Below are 21,671 nucleotides of genomic sequence, written 5' to 3' on the forward strand. Positions count from 1 at the left end.
TAATAAGCATTCTAAAGTCCTGATCAAATATTAAAAATGGTGTGTTGCCATCTTGGTGATAACAATGTAAAGCAAAGGGTATTTCATCAATTGTTCCTAATGAAGGACATCGTCAATACTAAGATGATATATAAATGTGTAATAATTTTCTTTTTAAGTGCAATGTAATGGAAAGGTAAGAGTGTATCTTGGCATTACTTTATTAATGCACATTTTTGTAGGTCTAAAATACAAAATTATTCTTTGTAAGTTAGGTGGTAGTAACTATTTATTCACTGTATATGCGTATTCCCGTACTTCGTAAAGACCTGAAATTCATTCCGGATTCCAGGCGTGTTATCGGGCGGTTTTTTTCTAATGGAGACGATGGGACGAGGAATATGATTAAAAGAATAATGGCTCTGACCAACTCTCAAGTACATCTTATTCTAGAGCAGACTTTAAGAGAATTTGCGCCCCGGCACCGCAATATTTTTGAGCTCTTTAATAAGCATTGCGAACTGGTGAGAGAACTTATACAAGGTGTGGGAATTGTTTATGAAAAGCTTTCTTACCCTCGGAAAATGTTAATCGGAGCTTATTGTACGATGGAATATTCCATTGAATCTGCCGCATTTTTCAATCCGTCTATCATAGAGGACCCCGATCAATCCTTGTTGGAGGAAGGAGAAAAAAGGGTTATCTTATCATTTCGGGCAACGGGAGAAGGACATATTTCGTCTATTGTTTTTCGAAGAGGAGTGTTAGACAAGGAAAACAATCTGCACCTGGATAAAGTGGGGAAATACGTGGACATGGCAGAGATTATTCATAAAACAACTTATGATAGAGAACGATTTATAACGAAAATGAAAGAAATGCGTATTCCGGAAAGTTTTACATCGATTTTTATGGAAAATCTTCCGGAAGTTTTTGAATATCAATCACTATTAAATACTGTTAACTTGTTGCTGAAAGATGAATCACTGAGTCAGAAAAGAAGAACTGCCTTTACAGAGATTACCTGGTTAATGGATTCATATTACGATGTGCAGTTCAAACCGGACTCAGATATAACCGAACGTGTCATATTCCCATTGTCAGCATCAGAACGCAATGGTATGGAAGATGCAAGGTTTGTCAATTTTTCCGATGACGATAACACCAATAAAATATATGCTACTTATACGGCATTTAACGGACATACCATATTACCTAAATTGCTCTCCACAGATGATTTTTACACTTTCAGGATCATGCCTTTATTGGGTAATGGTGCACAGAATAAAAACCTGGCATTATTCCCTAAAAAAATCAAGGGAAAATATGCCATGCTCGCGCGGGTTGATGGTATTAATAATTATATTATGTACGCCTCAAGAATTACGGTATGGAATAACCCTATATTACTCCAGAAACCGGAATCTCCCTGGGAGTTCAGACAAATAGGAAATTGTGGTTCCCCATTATGGACACCGCAAGGATGGTTAGTAATTACCCACGGTGTAGGGCCCATGCGGCGGTATTGTATAGGGGCTTCACTTCTGGATCTCGAAGATCCTGCGAAGGTATTAGGCCGGCTGGAAGAGCCCTTACTGATCCCTCTTGAAAATGAGCGGGATGGATATGTTCCCAATGTGGTATATTCCTGTGGCGCAATTATACATAACGACAGTCTGATTCTTCCTTATGCAGTATCCGATTATGCATCTGCATATGCTGTCATATCCATGCCGGATTTGATAAAAGCACTAACAGGGTAATTCAGTATGATCCGGTCGTATAATAAATTCTTCATGAGCCTGTAAAACTGTCAAATGAGAGATCAAATAAGCTAATGAACTCTCCGCTCCCTGATTTCGATTAACCCCATAACTTTCAAAACCATCACAACATCCCTTGGTCTCGAAATCATATAAACTCATTCTCAGATCATTTTCACCCAGAAACCACATGAAAGAAATAAATAGCAGGTTCAGAAACTCTTTGTCGTCAGTGCATAGAAAAGCCCGATGGTACATGAGGACCATAGCCATAGCATCGATAGGTTGCTGAGCAAACAAAGACCGTTTTCCATCCTTCGCATACCAATCCTTGTTCCCTATAATAGATAAACAACCGTCTTTTATGGTGTGTGTTGTTAAAAAGTTCATGGACTGTAAAGCAATTTCGGTAACATTGGTATCGTTGAGCAATTGAGAGGCATGCAATAGTGCCAGCGGCAAAATGCCGTTATCATATGCCAGTAAATGCTCAAACCATCGCCAGTCAGTCGTGCCATGTCTGGAATATTCGGAAGTTAACTTTCCGGTAAGGTTTCTCAATCGTTCTGTCATCTCATCATCTGACGGATTGGAAGTCAGGTAATAACTAATCCCTATAATGGTATTTGCGATACTTCGTATGGATTTAAGGTTTTCAAAATTGGGAGCTGCGTTGAAAAATAGTAATTTTCCTGTTTGATAATATGCATCATTGGGAGAATTACCCAATAAATAACCTAATGCCCAAATTGTTCGGCCAAAAGAATCCTCCGATCCGACCTCGTCTAAAAAACTTCGATTGAAACCCAAAAAATTCCGGAATGTTCCATCGTCATTTTGCATATAATGAATATAACTTAAATAAATAGGCATGAGTTCAAGAGCCAGTTCATTCTTGTTTTGTTTATATGTCATTAAAACCATGAGTAATGCCCTGGCGTTATCATCCAGACAATATCCTTCCTTTAAATTGGGAATCCCGAATTTTGCATGCTGAATAATCCCGGTATCATCTGTAAGTCTCTTGATGTGAATTAAAGATAAAGGAGGGAGCAGCAAAGGATCGAGTACTGTTTCTTTTATGGGCACACTCCTTTTAGGTTCTTCCAAAATGGTTTGACATAGTGCTGTATATTGCAATCCTATTTTTGGCCAAACGAGGTTTTTCCCATATGAAGAGGATTTTTCATGGATAGCGGCACAAATTTCAGGCTCATCCAAAAGCCGGTTTAAGGTATTGGAAAGCATCAGATCGTCATTGAAATTAAATAATACCCCCCGATCATCGGCCAATAATTCTGCGGCATGCCAGAATGGAGTGGAAACTATAACACAGCCCGCCCCCAACGCATAGGATAATGTACCACTGGTAATTTGTGCTTCATTGAGATACGGCGTGATATAAATATCACTGGCTGATAAATATTTAAAGAGCTCCTGTTCGTCGATAAACTCATTCAGTAACAACACATGTTTACCTAACTGGTGATTTTTAATCAGTAACTGCAAATAGTTACGATATTCTTCCCCGGAATGTCGCAGCACATTCGGATGTGTTTTTCCTATGACAATATATAATGCTTCCGGATGTTGCTCAATAACCCGGGGTAATGCTTTGATCACAGTTTCGATACCTTTACTCCTCCCTATAAACCCAAAAGTAAGTAAAACCTTATGATCTTCCAGTTTGTAAGCCCTTTTGGCTGCCTGTGAGTCAAAATGAATATCAGGAACCCCGTGTTCAATAAATATAATTTTATCTTCCGGAACGTCGTAAACTGCTGTCAAGATTTGAATAGCTTTTTTGGACATCACCACAAGTTTATTCGCCATTTTACAAATTTCTTTCAAAATGGCCTTTTCATTATATGATGGTGTTTCCAGTATGGTATGCAATGTTACTATGATGGGTATTCGCAACCTATACAATAATGGTAAAATATACACCCCGCTGAGCCCTCCGAAAATTCCGAATTCATGTTCCAGGATACAAAGATCGGCACCACTGAGGTTAATAAAATTGGCAGCCTCCAGATAATCGGTCTGTTGTTCCTGTTCAATAATGTGTTTTACTTCTTTAGGGTAAGTGTAAGGGATATGATGGTCATTCATGGCAATAATCAGCGTCTCCGTATTGTCTTCGGTACTGCCAGCCATTGCCTGTGTCAAATTTTGTGTAAAAGTAGCAATGCCACATTCACGAGGTGGATAAGTACCAATTAATGCCAATTTCATAGGAATGATTTTTAAAACAAAGTAATCGCCAAACCAGAAAGTAAGACGATTCTAAGGATTTAACACTACAGTTATTTATGTTACCGAAATGCTTACGCGATATATTCTTTTAACTCTCTCTCAAAATACACCAGTTCTTTCGCTTTCAAATCGTTTTGCACCTTACAGTAATACACCCCTCGTGCATAAACCCTGATAATAAGCGGAACAGTAGGACGTACTATGGCGCATACTTGTTCCCCTTCCTTATATAAACTATTCCTTTCTTTCATTTTGTATGCTTTAAGTAGAATTAGTATTTGTGTATTTTTACATAATGTACTTTATGTCTGCCTTCAATAGAAGAATAAAAATACTATCTCATCATCAGCCAATATTACAAATGTGACATTAATTAAAATAAAAAGTGTTACATAATAAAAGATAAATATTATAGATTTAAATAAGGTTCTAATCCAATTGAACTGCTCTCGCTATTATGTTTTTTATCCACTTAACTGTTTTTGTCGCACTGTACATCGCTACACTAATAATGAGCATGCCTTACTACACATGAGAAATGGATAAATAGGAAAGGGATGTTTACTTTAAATTCCAAAATCAATCCGGTTTTTCAGGAGAAAGGTCCCTTCAAAAGGGGGAACTGAATACCCAAGAAAATCATTGAAAAATGGGTGGCAATATCCCAGGTTAACTACTATTACCTATTTTGAAGTTTTTTAAGAGCTTGAAACAAAAGGATAATATGGATAATGAAGGTATGTTTTTATCGACTATTTTTAATACGTTTTTTTACAAAAGGGAACACTGATCATTCCTTGAATAAATCTTTATTGGGTGTATTGCCCATTACGAAATGTAGATTTGCGCCAGATTTCAGAGTTTCCAGGGGAATCTCTTTTTGATGATATGCTTTCCCGTTTAATGTAAAGGACTGGATATAGTAATTTCCGGGTTTATTATTTTCCGTGGTGATATTGATCGTATTCCCGTAACCATTCTCTATCTTAATCCCCTCAAACATAGGGCTTCCAAATTGAAACGAAGGTTTCGGCCCGGTCAGTCCTTTTACATCAAATAATCCCATGGAAGACATCACATACCACGCCCCTAGTTGTCCCTGGTCTTCATCCTGTCCGTATCCATATCCGTGAACTTCTTCTGTACCATAGAAATTGTCACAAATCTTTCTTACCCATTTCTGGGTGAGCCATGGATGGTCCGTATAATTGAATAGCCAGGCAATGTGTAAATTGGGCTGGTTTCCCTGGTTATAAAGGTATTTTATTCCCGCAAAGGCATCGATGTCCTCTCCGCCGAACTTGGTCTTTTCGGATACCGTAAAGATAGAATCCAGACGTTTTACGAATTTTTCCTCTCCCATTTTATCGACGAGTCGTTCGGGAGTATGAGGTACATAAAAGGTATATTGCCAGGCATTTCCTTCCTGAAACCCTTCCCAGGGGGCAAAAGGATCAAAATCCTTGAGGAATTCCCCGGAAGCCCGCCTGGGACGGATAAAATCTGACTCTTCGTCATAGATATTCTCCCAGTTCTTCGATAACTTCATCAGTTCTTTATATTCTCTTTCTTTTCCCATTGCTTTGGCCAGTTGGGCCACTGCATAACTGCTATAGCTGTATTCGAGGGTGTGGGAAGCTGAAAATCCGGAGCCTTCGGGATTGGTATCCATACCTTCGACTTGATTCACATACCCCTTTTCAATAAAGTTTTTCAGATCGGTTTTCCCGGCACCCTGATTCCTGTTTTCATACCGGACTTCGTTTTCATATGCCGCCTTGAATGCCAGGTCCGTATCATAATCACGGATACCGGACTGGTAGGCAGAAGCCATAATCAGACTTACAAAATTAGTCCCGACACCGGAAACAAATTTGGAATTGGCCAGTCCGTCGCCCAGCCATCCGGAATTCTTATACACCTCCAAATGTGTTTGTATGAAATCATTATAATATTCCGGCCATACCAGGGTCCACAACTGGGTGAGATTCCAAAATGCTCCCCAAACCGAATCGGTATTGTAAAATGCATATTCGGGGATTCCGTTTTCATCCAGGGGGATCTGTCCCACACTACCATCATTCTGCGGAAATTGGCCATTGATATCACTAGCCAACCCGCGGCCCAGCAAGGCGTGGAACAGCCCTGTATAGAATTTCGTTTTATTGACTGTTGAAGTATCGGTCAGCTGTATTTTGTTCAATTCTTTCGTCCAGGTAGCCTGAGCCGCTTTTTTAGCCTGGGCAAAATCCAGGTCCCGGGCTTCTTCCATTAGGTTGTTCCTGGCATTTTCCAGGGAAGTATAGGAAAAACCTGTTTTAACCTCTACCCTATCATCCTGCTTTGTTTCAAACCCAAAGTATATCCCGACTCCTTTCCCCTGTCTGTCCGTTTCCCCGGGAAATTGTTCCTCTCCCTGAAAAGTCCCTACAGTTGAAGGCGGGGTATCTACCACTGCAGAAAAAAACATTTTGACTTCTCCATCAGGCTGGTATTTCTGTACGTATTTCGGATACGTGATCACCCATCCTTCTACGCTCTGATTTTCTTTATCATAGGAAACATAGGCATCCTTGACCTGCCCGCTTTCTCCCAACTCATTTCCAATATCCATAATCACATAAGAGTCGCTGGATTCGGGGAAGCAGTATCTCTGAAATCCAACGCGCTTGGTGGCCGTAAGTTCAACCGTAATATGATAATCGTCCAGAAGAACCTTGTAGTAACCAGGCTGAGCCACTTCATTTTTCCTTTTGAACCGGGAACGATATCCTGTATCGGGATCCTCCAATGTACCGGGCACTGTCTTTAACTCACCGGCCATAGCGGTAAACAGAAAACCGCCTACCTGGAACTCATGCATATTGGCAAAACCTTCGATACTGTGGTGACGGGAGTCATACCCCACGGCATCCCACCCATAAACATTCCCGTAACTCCCGTTGGTTGAGGGACCTAATTTTGCCATTCCAAAAGGTACTGAAGCTGGTGTATAAAAAAACCAACGGCTATGCGCCGTCCCTATATTCGGGTCTACATATGCAAATACGTCTGTATTGGAAGATGCTTCTGTTTCTGTACTCTGCCGGGCGTCATTACAGGCTAGAAGCATAAAAACCGGAAGTAAAAGGAAAAATCGTCTCATAGTTATAATCATTGGTGTTTTTTAAATTGAAAACCGGAAACTAAACCTTAAGGTTTTCTTCTCCCAGCTCTTTTAACCATTTTAACTGGCTGGTCTCCATCTCTACCTCTTACGCCAATACACACTTATCAATACCTGATCACGGGCTACATCCCCTATGGCACGACCTTATTTTTTAACCTTGATAATCTGGCTCTTGGTAAATCTACTTTTTTTCATCAGACAGTTTGATGTGTTAAAGTTAATAATTTCGAATTTTAAACTGTCTTATTTTTAAGGAAGCCTACAAATCATTTTCGTTTTAATACTGGTTTTTCATATGCATATCAACATTCGTACGAGCATAGCTTTAAAAATGAAGAAGGAAAAGTGGTGCCCGTTAGCATGGAAACCGGACTTTTTAGTGGTGAATATACCCCGGACTGAAGCTTCTCTTCAAATAAAAGAAACTCACGGACACCCCATAAGCTTTAACTCCAGCCTATTTGTAGATAAAACCATAGGAGGGTTTAACACTTTTTAACCAAAACAATATAAAATAGTTTCTTCATAAGTTTCATCTGGTTTTAATAGCGTATTGGAAAAGTGTTTGTGATTAGGACTATCAGGGTAAAATTGACATTCCAAACAAATCCCTTCATAAGGACCATAATATTTACCATCCTTTATATGAGAATTTAGAAAATCGCCTGTATACACCTGTAATCCGGGATATGTCGTAAATATCTTAAGTGTTCTTCCCGTTCCCGGATCATATAAAAAACAGATAGATTTATCTTTATAATTATGCGTATCGGTAGTGCCTGTAATGAAATAATTATTAAGTCCCTTAATTCCATTGGAATGGATCAGACTTTCTCCTAAACTCAGATCATTGGATGGATATATCATTTTTGATGGTATAATTCTTCCGGTGGGTATATAGTCCGTAGTAGTTTCCAATATTTTATCAGAAATAACCTTTAATTTATGGTCCCAGATTTTAGATTGGGTTCCGGATAAATTAAAATAGCAATGATTGGTTATATTCAAGGGGGTTGTTGCCGTGGTTCGGGCAAAATATTTTATGGACAGCTCATGTTTACACGTCCATTTATAATGTACTTCTAAAAAAACATCCCCTGGAAACCCTCCTTCTCCGGAAGGAGAATTTAAAGAAAGAATAAGCGATCCACTATTTATCTTATAATCAAAAACCTGCTTGTTAAAACCGTTTTCACCTCCGTGATTTTGATGAATCCCGTCATTCCTTTCTAAATAAACTTTATCTCCATTATACATATAGGAGGCGTTTGCAATACGATTTGCAAATCTTCCTACTGTAGCTCCTATATAACACTTGTCGTTTTGATATCCGTTTAAGGTGGGAAAATCTAATACTACATTCTTAAATACCTGGGCATTATCAGGAACAACTATGGACTTTACTATTGCTCCGTAATTAATGATTTCTACATAAGAACCATCTGTATTTTCAAATCTAAAAAGAAATACCTGTTTGTTATCATAAATACCCCAAAAGGTTTTTTCCCACTTATTAATCATATAAATCCATGAATTAAGATGCTTTTCTTATTGAATACTCACATTTATTAATTACATTTCAACTATAAATGTATTTTCAAAATTAGGTAGTATCATTGTTCACCTTATGGATTTTACTTTTGATATTATGGATTAAATTATGTTTCCGTTTCTTTTATAATATGATTATATGGAAAAAATAAGGGCTAAAAGAATACATGATGGTTTTATAGGGCAAAGAATGATCGTATTACCCAAAAAAATAATTAGTACGATTAAGAAAAATCCTCTGATCAATTCGTTATTTTTTACCGATATCGGTTTTTTTCCCAAAGCAAAGAATCATTTTCTGGAACGAACAAGAGGAAGCAGGCAATATATTTTAATTTATTGCAAGGATGGTCAGGGTATAGTCCATATACATAAAAAAAAGATACTATTATCGCCAAACACCTTCTATATACTGCCTCCTAATGTTGCACACAAATACTATGCGCATCCCATGCATCCATGGAGTATTTACTGGCTCCACTTTACGGGAACTTCAGCTACTTATCTTTATAATAAATTCCTGGATACAGGTACAAATGAAGCCAACTCTGTAATCTTAGAAGAGCGGAGAATAAGTTTGTTTGATAACCTGATTAACGTCATGGAAGACGGGTATAGCATTCATAATATAGAATATGCCAATATTTCACTTTGGCAGCTATTAAACTCATTTTTGTACCAAAAATTCTTCGTGGAGGTAGGAAAGAATAGTGATACCAGCAATATTGTCCAGGCTTCCATATCCTATATGAAAATAAATATAGAAAATCATTTAAAGGTTAGCGACATAGCTGAAAATTTCAATTATTCGCCTTCTCACTATTTCTCATTATTTAAAAAAGAAACCGGTTACTCCCCGATTCATTATTTTAATCACTTAAAAATTCAAAAAGCCTGCCAGTATCTAAGTTTTTCGTCATTGAGTGTCAAGGAAATAAGTTTTTCCTTAGGTTTTAGTGATCCACTTTATTTTTCAAGACTGTTCAAAAAAACCATGAACATATCCCCTTTAAAATACCGTAAAGAATACCAACTCTGATCATTAGTGTTACCCTCATAGGGTCCGGATTTGAATAAATCATAGAATAATCCATTTTATCAAAAAAAATATCCATAGAAAACGATTTCGTAAATAGTAGTTTTACACCACTGGAATACGAATTCTATGAAAAGCTATAATTATACATTTTTACTATTCATATGCCTGACAGCCGCTTTGGGCGGTTTACTATTTGGTTATGACTGGGTGGTGATCGGTGGCGCAAAACCATTTTATGAATTATATTTTCAAATTACGGATTCACCGGGATTACAAGGCTGGGCTATCAGTAGTGCCCTGGTCGGGTGTGTAATGGGTGCTGCCATAGCCGGTATCCTGGCCGACACTTATGGAAGAAAGTATTTATTGATCATGGCAGCTGTTTTCTTTACAGTTTCAGCTTACGGATCAGGAGCAGCCAATCATTTTAATTATTTTATTGTTTATAGGATTATCGGCGGTGTTGGGATCGGAATGGCATCAACCCTGTCGCCCATGTACATTGCAGAAATTGCTCCGCCCAAAACCAGGGGTCTCTTTGTCTCTATCAATCAACTTACAATCGTCATAGGGATTCTTGCTGCCCAAATAACAAATATGTTAATTACCGAAACGGTTCCCGAAGGGTTTTCCCAAACGCAGATCTTAAACTCATGGAATGGCCAGACCGGATGGCGATGGATGTTTTGGGGAGAACTGATCCCCGCCGGCATTTTCTTTATTTTAATGTTCTTTGTTCCTGAAAGCCCCCGTTTCCTGTCAAAAAAGGGAAAGCACATAGAAGCTACTTCGATTTTAACCAAAGTCGGAGGAGCTGATTATGCCAAAATTGAAAGCAGACAGATTACAGATACCCTTAAAAACGGCTCGCGTAAAATTACTTTTAAAACAATTATGGCTAAGATGCCGCTTTCGATTATCTCTATTGGTGTTGTACTGGCCATTTTTCAGCAATGGTGTGGTATCAATATCATATTTAATTATGCGCAAGAAATTTTCATCGCCGCAGGGTACACTATGAATGATCTTTTTATGAATATTGTGATAACGGGGAGCATTAATCTGATATTTACCATTATAGCAATGGCGACTATTGATAAAATCGGCCGTAAAAAGCTCATGCTATTCGGTGCCGGTAGTTTAGCCCTCATTTATTTAGTACTTGGCATTTTTTACTATATCGGTCTCTCCGGTTGGCCCATGTTAATTTTAGTTTTATTGGCCATAGCGGCCTATGCAGTTTCCATAGCTCCCGTAACGTGGGTTGTCATATCGGAGATCTTCCCGAACCGGTTTCGGGGTATAGCTATGGCTATATCTACTTTTGCCTTGTGGGTTGCTTCCGCATTACTGGTTCAAACCTTTCCATATCTGAATAAAAACCTGGGTGCTTCAGGTACTTTTTGGATTTACGGGCTCATATGTGCAGCCGGATTTGTTTTTGTCTTTTTCAAGCTTCCGGAAACAAAAAATAAAAGCTTAGAAGAAATTGAAGAGTTCCTTTTTAAGGAACCCAATGAAAATTCAACAAACTAAACTCATATAAAAATTCTACCGATGGAAAAAGTACGCATTTGGAAAGAACATGTAATTCTGCCCACATACGAAATAGGTACTCCGGAAAAAAATCCTGTCTTTATTGAAAAAAGGGTTTACCAGGGAAGTAGCGGTGCTGTTTACCCTTATCCGGTTATTGAAAAGATATATGATAAAAAAGTAGATAAGTCGTACATCGCTTTATTTCTGGAAAACCAGTTTGTAAAAATTATGGTGCTCCCGGAGCTGGGAGGAAGAATACAAATGGCTTATGACAAAACCAAGCAGCGTCATTTCGTATACTATAATCAAGTTATTAAACCGGCATTAGTAGGCCTGACAGGGCCGTGGATATCGGGCGGAATTGAATTCAATTGGCCACAACATCACCGTCCGACCACTTTTGATCCGGTAGATTTTTCGATAGAAGAACACGAAGATGGCAGTGCTACGATTTGGTGCAGTGAACTTGAAAGAATGTTTCGGACCAAAGGCATGGCCGGATTTACATTATACCCGGATAAATCGTATCTTGAGATTACAGCGAAATTATATAACAAGACCCCATTTCCCCAAACATTTCTGTGGTGGGCAAATCCCGCAGTTAAAGTAAACGATTCCTACCAGTCCGTTTTCCCCCCCGATGTCAATGCAGTTTTTGACCACGGAAAAAGGGATGTTTCATCATTTCCTGTCGCTAAAGGAACATATTATAAAGTCGATTATGCTCCAGGCACTGATATTTCGCGTTATAAAAACATTCCGGTACCAACTTCCTATATGGCCATAACTTCCAAATACAATTTTGTGGGAGGATATGAAAACGATACAAAGGCAGGGTTGCTTCATATAGCCAATCACCATGTTTCCCCGGGAAAAAAACAGTGGACATGGGGAAACGGGGATTTTGGCCATGCCTGGGATCGTAACCTGACCGATGAAGATGGTCCATATATTGAATTAATGTGTGGTGTATATACGGACAATCAGCCTGATTTTACATGGCTTATGCCTGAAGAAGAAAAAGATTTTGTTCAATATTTTATGCCATACAGAGACGTAGGCGTTGTAAAAAATGCCACAAAAAATGCAATGGTCAATGTAGAAAAAAGGGATGATTCGTTACTTGTAAAAGCATATACTACAGGAATCTATCCAAATTGCACGGTGATTGTTCAACAAGACAATAAAACGCTTCTAAAAGAATTTTATATGGCATCTCCTGCCTATTCTTTTGAACAAACTATTCCATTTGAAAACGATACAATGCAGGGAATTAAAATCCTTGTTACGGATGAAAAAAATAACATTTTAGTCGATTGGGAATGGGAAGCCCCTACCGACAACACTATACCCGAAGCCGCTAAACCGGCCTTATTACCCTCAGAGATCAACACTAATGAACAATTATTTCTTACGGGTCTGCATTTAGAACAATACCGCCATGCAACTTATAGTCCGATCCCGTACTATAAAGAAGCGCTTCGAAGAGACCCGAAAGACATCCGTTGCAATAATGCCTTAGGTCTATGGTTATTGAAAAAAGCAAAATTCAAGGAAGCTGAAAGTCATTTTCAAACAGCAGTTGACACCCTGATTGAACGCAATCCAAATCCATATGATGGGGAACCCTATTTTAATTTAGGACTGGCATTGAAATATCAGGGAAAGTATCAGGAGGCATACAACGCATTCTATAAATCCACATGGAATTCCGCATGGCAAAACCCAGGGTATTTTCATATCGCACAACTGGATTGTATCCAAGGAAATTATCAAGAGGCATTATCTCATATCGAAAAATCAATTTCAAGAAACACAAAAGACCATAAAGCGCAACATCTCCGGATTGCACTATTGCGAAAAACAGGGCGTATAAAACAAGCAAATCGCTTTGTTGAGACATCTCTGAACGAAGACCGTTTTAACTATGGAGTATGGTATGAAAAGTACCTGTTAAGCAATTCACCGGATACCTTAAACCAATTACATAGCCTTATTCGAGGGAACATTTATAATTATATTGAATATGCATTGGATTATGCTGCTGCCGGACTTTATGAAGAAGCTATTTCTTTTTTACAAGCCGGAATATCGGAAGGAAATGAAACATACCCTATGGGATGGTATTATCTCGGATGGTTTTATCAATTAAATGGCAATTCAAGCAAAGCAAATGAATTTTATAAAAAAGCAAACAAGGCCAACCCGGCATATTGTTTTCCGAATCAGGTAGAGTCGGTATTGGCACTTACCCACGCGATTCAACAGAATCCTAACGATGCCAGGGCTCCTTATTACCTGGGAAATTTCTGGTATGCTGCCAAACAATACAAAGATGCTATTCAATGCTGGGAACAGTCGATAGCTACAGATCATTCCTATGCTACTGTTTATCGAAATCTGGCCTTAGCGTACTTCAATAAAAAAGAAGATTCGAAAAAGGCGTTGACTTACCTGGAGAAAGCATTTGCTTTAGATCGAAAAGACCCCAGGATTTTAATGGAACTGGACCAGTTGTACAAAAGACTGAACCATGATCTGATTTTTCGTCTTTCTTTCCTGGAAGCCAACTTAGAACTTGTTATTCAACGAGATGATGTATATTTAGAACGTGCAACCATTTACAACCAGCTTGGGAGACCACAAAAAGCCTATACCCTTATTAAAAACAGAAAATTCCATCCCTGGGAAGGCGGGGAAGGTAAAGTAACCGGACAATATGTAATGTCGCTGGTAGAAATGGGAAAACAAAAAATTAATGAAGGGGATTATGAACAAGCGCTTACTTATTTGGAGCAGGCACAATATTATCCGGAAAATTTAGGAGAAGGTAAATTATATGGGGCCCAGGAAAATGATATTCATTACTGGATAGGTATCGCATTATCTAAATTAGCACGTAATGAAGAAGCCGGTCAATACTGGCAAAAAGCTTCCAAAGGATTAGATGAGCCCACTGCAGCCATATATTACAATGATCAACAACCGGACAAAATCTTTTATCAAGGTCTGGCGAATTTAAAGTTGGGAAAACATAAGGCTGCCAATCAACGTTTTGAAAAGCTTATCAACTATGGAAGAAAACATTTAAACGATGAAGTAACCATAGACTATTTTGCAGTTTCGTTACCGGATTTAATGATCTGGGAAGATGATTTAAACAAGCGAAATCAGACACACTGTAAATACCTTATGGCATTGGGGTATATAGGGCTGAAACAAACGGAACGGGCTCAAACCCTATTGCAGGAAATTATCAATACGGACCAAAGCCATATCGGAGCCATCACGCATTTGAAACTCATCGGGACAAAACACTTGTTATTTGACAGGACTATTTCAGGATTAAAAAAGAACATCACTATACAATAGTATACATTTTTCAAATAGAGAACGACGAGTTCAGAATATTGATTATTTTGTTAACGACAAAGAGATGCCCTTTCAGCATCTCTTTTTTTAATTGATATATGCCCATTGCTATCAGAGCCAGAAAACACATCATTTCTATTGCCCGATACCGGTCCAGTATCGCAATCTTATAGAATTCATTAAATTCTTTTTATTGTTGTTACAGCTTTAATGCGACCGTTGACCTTTATATCTATGGATTCAACCGAGTCCGAATAAATTTTAAATTCCGTGACCTTTCCATTTCTCCATTTCAGATCGACAGTATATCCTCCCTGAGCTTTTAGACCTTTATATAACCCCGATTCCGCCCATTGAGCGGGTAGAGCGGGCAACAATTCAATAATTCCGGAATGACTTTGTAAAAGCATCTCAGCAATGCCTGCCGTAGCACCAAAATTGCCGTCAATCTGAAAGGGCGGACCGGCGGACAGTAAATTCGGATATACTCCTCCTCCATCACCATAATTGATGTCCGTATTTGTAGTGGGCCTTAAAATATTGGACAACAAATCAAATGCATGATCTCCATCTTTCAGGCGGGCCCAAAACAACATTTTATAGGCAATGGTCCAGCTTGGGCCGTCATCGCCCCGTGCAATCAACGTTTTCCTGGCCGCTTCAGCCAACTCTGGTGTATGTTCGGGAGTGATCAGGTTCCCCGGGTAAAGTCCGTAAAGATGTGAAATATGCCTGTGGTGGGTATCCACTTCTTTATACGGACGCAGCCATTCCATTATCCGCCCGTCTTCGGCAATGACAGCTACCGGAGGAATTCCCTTTAACTTTGCCTTTAATTTATCACAAAAGTCAGCATCCGTATCCAAAACATTTGAGGCCTCCAGGATGTTCAAAAAAAGCTCTCTGACGATCTGGTTGTCAATGGTAGGGCCCATACAGATATTGGTTTGTTCACCATCGGGAAGGTAAAACGAATTCTCCGGAGATACGGAAGGGGCGGTTACCCACCAGCCCGTTTCGGGGTCTTTTATAAGCATATCCAGATAAAACCGTGCAACCCCTTTCAGTATGGGATATATTTCTTTCAGGTACTTAATATCTTTCGTATATAAATAATGCTGCCATAAATTATTGCACAACCATCCGGAACCTGCATTTGAAATCCCCCAGGAAGCCTGTTCCCCCGGGGCCGTATACCCCCAAATGTTTGTAATAACATGAGCAACCCACCCGTCTGAATTATAATAGGCCTTTGCTGTTTTTTTTCCGGGTTCCACCATTCCTGCTACCAGATCTTTCAGTGGCAGGTTCAGTTCTGAAAGATTGACCGTTTCCAAAGGCCAGTGATTCATCTGTACGTTCACATCCAAATGATAATCGCCATTCCATGGCGTTTGTACGTTTTTTGCCCAAAGCCCCTGTAAGTTCGGGGGCAACAGGCCAGGTCTTGTACTGGAAATACTCAAATAGCGGCCGAACTGAAAAAACAGCGAAGCCAAAGCATCGTCCTTATCTTCATTTTTCAAAAATTCTTCCAGGCGTTGATCTGTTGGAAGATCGCCACGTGACGAGGATCCCAATTGCACATCAACCCTATCAAAATATTTCGAATAAGAAGCTATATGGTTCTTTTTTTGCAATGCATAAGTCTTTGTTTGAGCATTTTCTAATTCTTTATCAATTACCGTTTCATAATTTTTCATTTTATAATCGGTAGCAGTCGAAATAAATAGAATAACCTGATCCGCATTCTTAACAAGCAATTCATTATCCGCCACATGAAGGCTTCCACCTTTAAGTATTGGTTGCAGCTTAACTTTATAACGCATCCCTTTACCATCTGTACCGTTGTTTAATTGCCCCTTCATCACAAGACTATTGTCACGGGTAAAAGTCTCGAATCGCTCCTGCCTGTCCATTCTAACTTTCAAACTAATCATTCCTGCTTCACTGGCCGATAATTTCACAATAGCCAGATCATCATCAAAACTTGTAAAATATTCGCGCTTATAAGTTATTCCGTTCACCTTATAGCTACAGAAAGCAACAGCCGTATTAAGATCAAGTTTTCTAATATAATCCGTGACATCCTTTTTTTCTCCATCCTCATGCCCGAACTCAAGATAAAGGTTTCCTAAAGTTTGATAACATCCGAAGGGCACATCAGCTCCGTTCCCACTACCGGACCCGGCACCCTCTGCAACAAAATGCCTGTTGATAATGGCTTCGGCCTCTTTATTCTTTCCTTCCTTTAAAAGTGTCCTGATCTGTGGTAAATAAGTATGGGCATTGACTTTATTGGCGTCCTCCGGCTGCCCTGACCATAAAGTAATATCGTTCAATACAATTTTATCGGTTTGGACACCACTATCCGGTGTGAGTCCCAAACGTCCGTTTCCCAGGGGAAGGGTTTCTTCCCATATTTTAGCCGGCCGGTTGTACCAGATGACATTGTCATTTTCCTGAGATTCCGCCTTCGGGATATTAAAAACGATCAAACAGGTTACAAAAACCAAACGTTGTCTTTTAACAAATCCGGACATCATATATTTTTTTATCATTAATTAATACTAAAGGTATATACCTGAGAATAACTACTGTTGGTTCCGTCGGAAGCTTTTATTCTCCAATAATATGTTTTACCCTTATCCAGTTGAAGCGTAAAAGTCGTACTCTCAATTTTTCTGAAATTATCCAGGGGCTCCTGCATACCGTCAATCTCGTCCAGATACAAGGTATAAAACAAATCGTCTCCATCCGGATCTGAAGTTTCCCATTTTAAGGTCACCATTCCATCAGAAGATTGAATGGTATTGCCGTAGTCCGGATAAAGAATGTCGGCAGGAAACGGAGCGTAATTGTCTTTTGGCTCGCCTACAAAGAAAAAATTCCATGTAGGGCTTATCCCGGTTTCATCAGTACTGGTATTTTTTGATATCACATACCATGCGTATGCGCGATTGTGTACTAACTCCAATTCCTTTTTCGTATCATATATCTTTTTGTAAGTAATAAAGTTTTCACCGGTCTCCAGGTCATTAACAACCAGATCATAGCTTTGCGCATTTTCTGCCTGTTCCCATTCAAAAAATATCCTGCTTTTATCTGCCTCGGAGTTAACTCCCTGCTCACATATCTGGTCTTTTAAAGGAGATATTAACTCAACATCTTCGGGAATAACAGTGGGCATATCATCATCATTACAGCCTCCTGCTATAAGAATGGAAAAACTCAATACAATATGTAGAATATTTCTCATTTTTTCAAAACCTTTACAGTTTGATTGAACTCATTACCGGAGATACGGATCAGATACGTTCCGCTATTCACGTTTCCCATATCAATTACAATTTCTGAATCGCTAACCTTCGCTTCATAATTTTTAATTGATCTTCCCTGCAGATCAAAAATGCCTACCATGACCGTTTTTTCTATAGTGGGAATGGCCACCTGAACCAAATCATCTGTCGGGTTGGGGTACACTTTAATACCTTGAGACACATAAATTTCCTCAGAATAGGTCCCCTGACATTCCAAATCTCCCTTAACACTTAATTCATTTAATCCTTTCTTCAATTTTAATTCGTGAACCCCGGATTTATAGAACTGTTCTTTCCCGTTTAAACTCACATAATACCTTTCCGCACCTTTTAAATCAAGATGAATTGCTCCTTTTTTCTTATCATAATTTGAAAATGCAGTAATCGAGCCCGGCTGGTTGACAGTTATATCAAAACATTGTTTGTAATCTTCAACCTCATTAATCGTAAAACATATTTCATAAACCCCGGCAGATAACCCCTCTAAATCATAATGATCGGTATGGGCAGGAAGTACAACCGGTTCCTGATCTGAAATACGGATCGTATATGTGTATTCCGGATCTTTTAATTCTATAGCTATGGCTCCATCGGCTTTTCCATGGCAACTTACATCTGTGGATCGGAGTTTGTAATTATCCGGCAATGAAAATACGCAGGAATTTTCTCCTGCGTTAAATTCATATATGGCAGCATCCTTTGCACCCATCGTAACATTAAAATTATCGCCATTCGATGAAAACTTATCTCCTGAGAATACTTCCGTAATACAATAGCTCCCTGCATTTATTCCCAGTCTGTTCAAATTGATGTTAAAAGCCTTTTCTTCGCCATAATTAAAAACTGCCAGGTAATACTTCCCCTCAAATTGATGAATAAATAATTCACTTGCGGTTTGACCGGTATTGCCTTCCACGGGAGTAAAAGCACTTCCCTCCCGGGCCAGATTCAAAATACGTTCATTCTGTAAAAGCGCTTTAGTCCGGTCTGTCCATTGGCCGGAAGTTGAATAATCGTCCCCGGTAAAAATGCTTCCGTTGACAATGGCAGAGGCCAGTCTGGCCCGGTTTTCACCCTCAGATGAATTCCCGAAGACGATATGATCCGCATCAATGTAATCATATATTTTTGACTGCCACCAGCCATAGGTAGTACTGTTCAATGTATATTCCGTAGCATTAATATCCGCATAAGCATCACAGGCGATTCTTCGTGCATGCACGTATCGACCTGTGGCCAGGTTTGGTGAAATTGCCGCGTAAACCAACATATCATCTCCAATTCTATCCGATAAATATTCCATTCCCGATTTGAATGCCTGCATTCCTGTTGTAACATCGGGATCATAAAAGGAAGTTGCTTCGGCAGCAGCATGCCCTATAAAATCGATTTTGATCATTTCAAAACCGGCTTGTTTAAATTTATCAATGACCAGATTCATTCTATCCTTTGTACCGGGATGGGTCGGATCCATCGCCCTGGCTCCGTCCACATCATGGTATTCACCTTCCACATTGGTCCAGGTTGCTGCGTAATTGTAACTGCTGCCCTCTACTTTTCTATCATATTTTCCCCAGTCCACAAAAGGTGCCCAGTAAATTCCGGGCTTTAGATCATGGCTTTTGCAATATTGAACAAATTCCGATAATTTAGTAAAGTCTCCTTCCAAACCTCCATCTACCAGGTTGTCCCAATAAGAATCTAAATCTATGTAAGCCGTATCGTCACTTCTGAACATCGGGATCTCATCAGCAAAAAAATCAACCACCGATTTGGCTTTATCAAGTGTGATATCCGATTGTATGCTTCCCCAGCTATTCCATCCGAAAGGAGTTGACCCGGTCCAATCGCCAATATACCTTCCATCTGCCATTTTATTGGTATAACCATAGGCTTCCATACCCTCTCTCCAATCCTGAAAGAAGCCGATGAGAATTTTGGGGGATTTTAATGAATTTCCGTTGATCTTTCCATGTGGAGCCTGGTCTCTTGTTCCCGAAGAAGAAGTGTAACCTCCCCAGATACGGAGTTGATTTAAAGAATTTCCGGAACCACTACTTTCAACGCCTGTTTTCCATACCGTATGTTCAACCGACCCGGCAATCAATCCATTACGACTGTTATTTTCATAAAACGCCATAACTTCAGAACTTATACTGCTAATGCTGCCCGCTGTGGATATCGAGTTATATCTAACCCATGCATCATTATCAAAAGGAACGTCCAACACGCGATTATCACCAACAGCATTAATAGTAACCATAGAAGATATTAATGGAGCCATATAATTGCTTTCCAGGCTTTCCGTATCTTCAAGAAATACTTCCATTAAAAAAAACGGCTTGTCGGAATAGGTGTAAAAAACCTGTTTCATTTCAGGCAGGTCATCATCATTTAATTCCACCAAAATCTTTTCTCCTTCCCCCGTGTTATCGGAAAAACTACTTTGACTTATTGTTCGTTCTGAGTAATTCTTGGAAGAAATTATAGTACCCGAGCTGGACACTTCCGAGTAGGCTCTTTGAATGATTAACAGATCCTGCTTATAAACGTTAAAGGTACCGTTTGTTCTGTCGTATACAATTTGACCATCACTACCGTAATCATAGATACTGCAATTTTCACAATTCCCAGTATCTTCCTCTATTAGCTCCAGGGAAAACCCGTCTATATTGGGGCCATAACCGGTGTCATTGAAAAACTTTATGGTATTTATCCCACTATCAAGTTCAATTTGCAAGTCCTTTTCTGCGACAGTAGTCCATCCGCCGCTTTCGCAAACAACACCAATGGCTGCACCATTGTTTGCTGAAATAAAAATGGAACGGGGGTCCCCGGAAGAAAAACTCAACCGTAATTTATATATCCCTGCCTCAGCCGCCTCCACATCATAGGTAAAATAACTTTGGTTAGTTCCTCCCAGATCACCTACTTGTTCTCCACCCGAACAGCTATCACATCCCTGTATGGTTGCACCATCGAACAACTCTCCATCTTCGGCTTCGTAAAAAGTGCCGTTTTCTTCAATATAGGAAAGTGAAAACTTATCTATATTAGGGCCGTAACCGGTATCATTAAAGAACTTAATAGTATTCACACCACTATGGAGTTCAATCTCCAGGTTTGTTTCCGCAACTGTTGTCCAGCCACCGCTTTCGCAAACCACTTCTTTAGGACTATCGCCATTTGCCGAAATAAAAATGGAACGGGGATCTCCGGAAGAAAAACTCAATCGTAGCGTATACATCCCTGTCTCGGCCACTTGCACATCATAGGTAAAATAACTCTGGTTTGTTCCTCCCAGATCGCCTACCTGTTCCCCTCCCGAACAGCTATCACATCCTTGTATGGTAGCGCCATTGAACAATGCTCCATCTTCGGCTTCATATTCCCCTTCAATGTATAAATTGCCATAGAAATGATTATAATGTGACGCCATTCCTGCTTCGTTATCCGAATTGCTATAGCTCTTATTCTGACCACATATGCATAATATTATGGTAAATAACAGGTATTTATAATCCGATAAAATTTCGTTTAAAGTAATTGTGTTTTTCATTGGCTGGTTTTTAAGAGAGACAAAATTATTATAAGGCACCGCCAAATCCATGGATTTGGCCGTACCCTATTAATACCCATAACTTTGTATCTGCTATGGATAAACTGGATCCTATGTGATTTTC

12 protein-coding genes are annotated in these 21,671 nt (G+C 39.3%); 5 read left to right on the plus strand and 7 right to left on the minus strand.

Features of this window, described 5'->3' with window-relative positions; genetic code table 11:
• Positions 1-281: 281 nt before the first annotated feature.
• A complete protein-coding gene (locus ACVBDY_RS03055) occupies positions 282-1,742 on the plus strand; it encodes a glycoside hydrolase family 130 protein (protein ID WP_447173996.1) in 1,461 nt (486 codons plus the stop codon).
• Here the strand turns inward: ACVBDY_RS03055 and ACVBDY_RS03060 are convergent.
• From ACVBDY_RS03060 to ACVBDY_RS03070, 3 genes are all read right to left on the minus strand, one after another.
• Complete coding sequence (locus ACVBDY_RS03060; RefSeq protein ID WP_447173997.1) at positions 1,731-3,977, minus strand: glycosyltransferase family 4 protein; 2,247 nt, start codon at positions 3,975-3,977, stop codon at positions 1,731-1,733. The genes ACVBDY_RS03055 and ACVBDY_RS03060 overlap by 12 nt on opposite strands.
• Positions 3,978-4,069: 92 nt before the next feature.
• A complete protein-coding gene (locus ACVBDY_RS03065) occupies positions 4,070-4,249 on the minus strand; it encodes a hypothetical protein (RefSeq protein WP_447173998.1) in 180 nt (59 codons plus the stop codon).
• Between the two features lie 539 nt (positions 4,250-4,788).
• Positions 4,789-7,143, minus strand: coding sequence for a GH92 family glycosyl hydrolase (locus ACVBDY_RS03070; RefSeq protein WP_447173999.1), 2,355 nt, complete (start codon positions 7,141-7,143; stop codon positions 4,789-4,791).
• A 355-nt stretch (positions 7,144-7,498) separates the two neighbouring features.
• On the opposite strand from ACVBDY_RS03070, the gene ACVBDY_RS03075 reads away from it, so the two are divergent.
• Entirely contained in the window at positions 7,499-7,666 is a 168-nt protein-coding gene (locus tag ACVBDY_RS03075; RefSeq protein WP_447174000.1) for a hypothetical protein, read from the plus strand.
• Here the strand turns inward: ACVBDY_RS03075 and ACVBDY_RS03080 are convergent.
• On the minus strand, positions 7,663-8,688 hold the full coding sequence (locus ACVBDY_RS03080; protein WP_447174001.1) for an aldose epimerase family protein: 1,026 nt from the start codon (positions 8,686-8,688) through the stop codon (positions 7,663-7,665). The two genes, ACVBDY_RS03075 and ACVBDY_RS03080, sit on opposite strands and share 4 nt — an antisense overlap.
• A gap of 169 nt (positions 8,689-8,857) precedes the next feature.
• Between ACVBDY_RS03080 and ACVBDY_RS03085 the strand changes: the two genes are divergently transcribed.
• The 3 genes from ACVBDY_RS03085 to ACVBDY_RS03095 all read left to right on the plus strand — a co-directional run bounded on the left by ACVBDY_RS03085 (position 8,858) and on the right by ACVBDY_RS03095 (position 14,668).
• Positions 8,858-9,757 carry an AraC family transcriptional regulator gene (locus ACVBDY_RS03085; RefSeq protein ID WP_447174002.1) on the plus strand — a complete coding sequence of 300 codons (900 nt, stop codon included), beginning with the start codon at positions 8,858-8,860 and terminating at the stop codon, positions 9,755-9,757.
• A 126-nt stretch (positions 9,758-9,883) separates the two neighbouring features.
• Entirely contained in the window at positions 9,884-11,293 is a 1,410-nt protein-coding gene (locus ACVBDY_RS03090) for a sugar porter family MFS transporter (protein WP_447174003.1), read from the plus strand.
• Between the two features lie 21 nt (positions 11,294-11,314).
• The gene (locus ACVBDY_RS03095) at positions 11,315-14,668 is read left to right on the plus strand and encodes a DUF5107 domain-containing protein (protein ID WP_447174004.1); all 3,354 of its coding nucleotides are present in this window, start codon (positions 11,315-11,317) and stop codon (positions 14,666-14,668) included.
• A gap of 179 nt (positions 14,669-14,847) precedes the next feature.
• On the opposite strand, the gene ACVBDY_RS03100 is transcribed toward ACVBDY_RS03095, so the two are convergent.
• Genes ACVBDY_RS03100 through ACVBDY_RS03110 form a run of 3 tightly spaced genes read right to left on the minus strand, consistent with a single transcriptional unit; the run spans position 14,848 to position 21,547 of the window.
• Entirely contained in the window at positions 14,848-17,229 is a 2,382-nt protein-coding gene (locus tag ACVBDY_RS03100; protein ID WP_447174005.1) for a glycoside hydrolase family 95 protein, read from the minus strand.
• Complete coding sequence (locus ACVBDY_RS03105) at positions 17,229-17,927, minus strand: hypothetical protein (protein ID WP_447174006.1); 699 nt, start codon at positions 17,925-17,927, stop codon at positions 17,229-17,231. The genes ACVBDY_RS03100 and ACVBDY_RS03105 overlap by 1 nt, the downstream gene beginning before the upstream one ends.
• Positions 17,924-21,547 carry a T9SS type A sorting domain-containing protein gene (locus ACVBDY_RS03110; RefSeq protein WP_447174007.1) on the minus strand — a complete coding sequence of 1,208 codons (3,624 nt, stop codon included), beginning with the start codon at positions 21,545-21,547 and terminating at the stop codon, positions 17,924-17,926. The genes ACVBDY_RS03105 and ACVBDY_RS03110 overlap by 4 nt, the downstream gene beginning before the upstream one ends.
• Positions 21,548-21,671 lie beyond the last annotated feature (124 nt).

The sequence above is a fragment of the Sinomicrobium halophytocola genome, from assembly GCF_052983395.1.

Bases quoted from the DNA above. Each gene is read 5' to 3' on its own strand.
- ACVBDY_RS03055 (WP_447173996.1), top strand. From the start codon at position 282: ATGCGTATTCCCGTACTTCGTAAAGACCTGAAATTCATTCCGGATTCC.
- ACVBDY_RS03060 (WP_447173997.1), bottom strand. From the start codon at position 3,977: ATGAAATTGGCATTAATTGGTACTTATCCACCTCGTGAATGTGGCATT.
- ACVBDY_RS03065 (WP_447173998.1), bottom strand. From the start codon at position 4,249: ATGAAAGAAAGGAATAGTTTATATAAGGAAGGGGAACAAGTATGCGCC.
- ACVBDY_RS03070 (WP_447173999.1), bottom strand. From the start codon at position 7,143: ATGAGACGATTTTTCCTTTTACTTCCGGTTTTTATGCTTCTAGCCTGT.
- ACVBDY_RS03075 (WP_447174000.1), top strand. From the start codon at position 7,499: ATGAAGAAGGAAAAGTGGTGCCCGTTAGCATGGAAACCGGACTTTTTA.
- ACVBDY_RS03080 (WP_447174001.1), bottom strand. From the start codon at position 8,688: ATGATTAATAAGTGGGAAAAAACCTTTTGGGGTATTTATGATAACAAA.
- ACVBDY_RS03085 (WP_447174002.1), top strand. From the start codon at position 8,858: ATGGAAAAAATAAGGGCTAAAAGAATACATGATGGTTTTATAGGGCAA.
- ACVBDY_RS03090 (WP_447174003.1), top strand. From the start codon at position 9,884: ATGAAAAGCTATAATTATACATTTTTACTATTCATATGCCTGACAGCC.
- ACVBDY_RS03095 (WP_447174004.1), top strand. From the start codon at position 11,315: ATGGAAAAAGTACGCATTTGGAAAGAACATGTAATTCTGCCCACATAC.
- ACVBDY_RS03100 (WP_447174005.1), bottom strand. From the start codon at position 17,229: ATGATAAAAAAATATATGATGTCCGGATTTGTTAAAAGACAACGTTTG.
- ACVBDY_RS03105 (WP_447174006.1), bottom strand. From the start codon at position 17,927: ATGAGAAATATTCTACATATTGTATTGAGTTTTTCCATTCTTATAGCA.
- ACVBDY_RS03110 (WP_447174007.1), bottom strand. From the start codon at position 21,547: ATGAAAAACACAATTACTTTAAACGAAATTTTATCGGATTATAAATAC.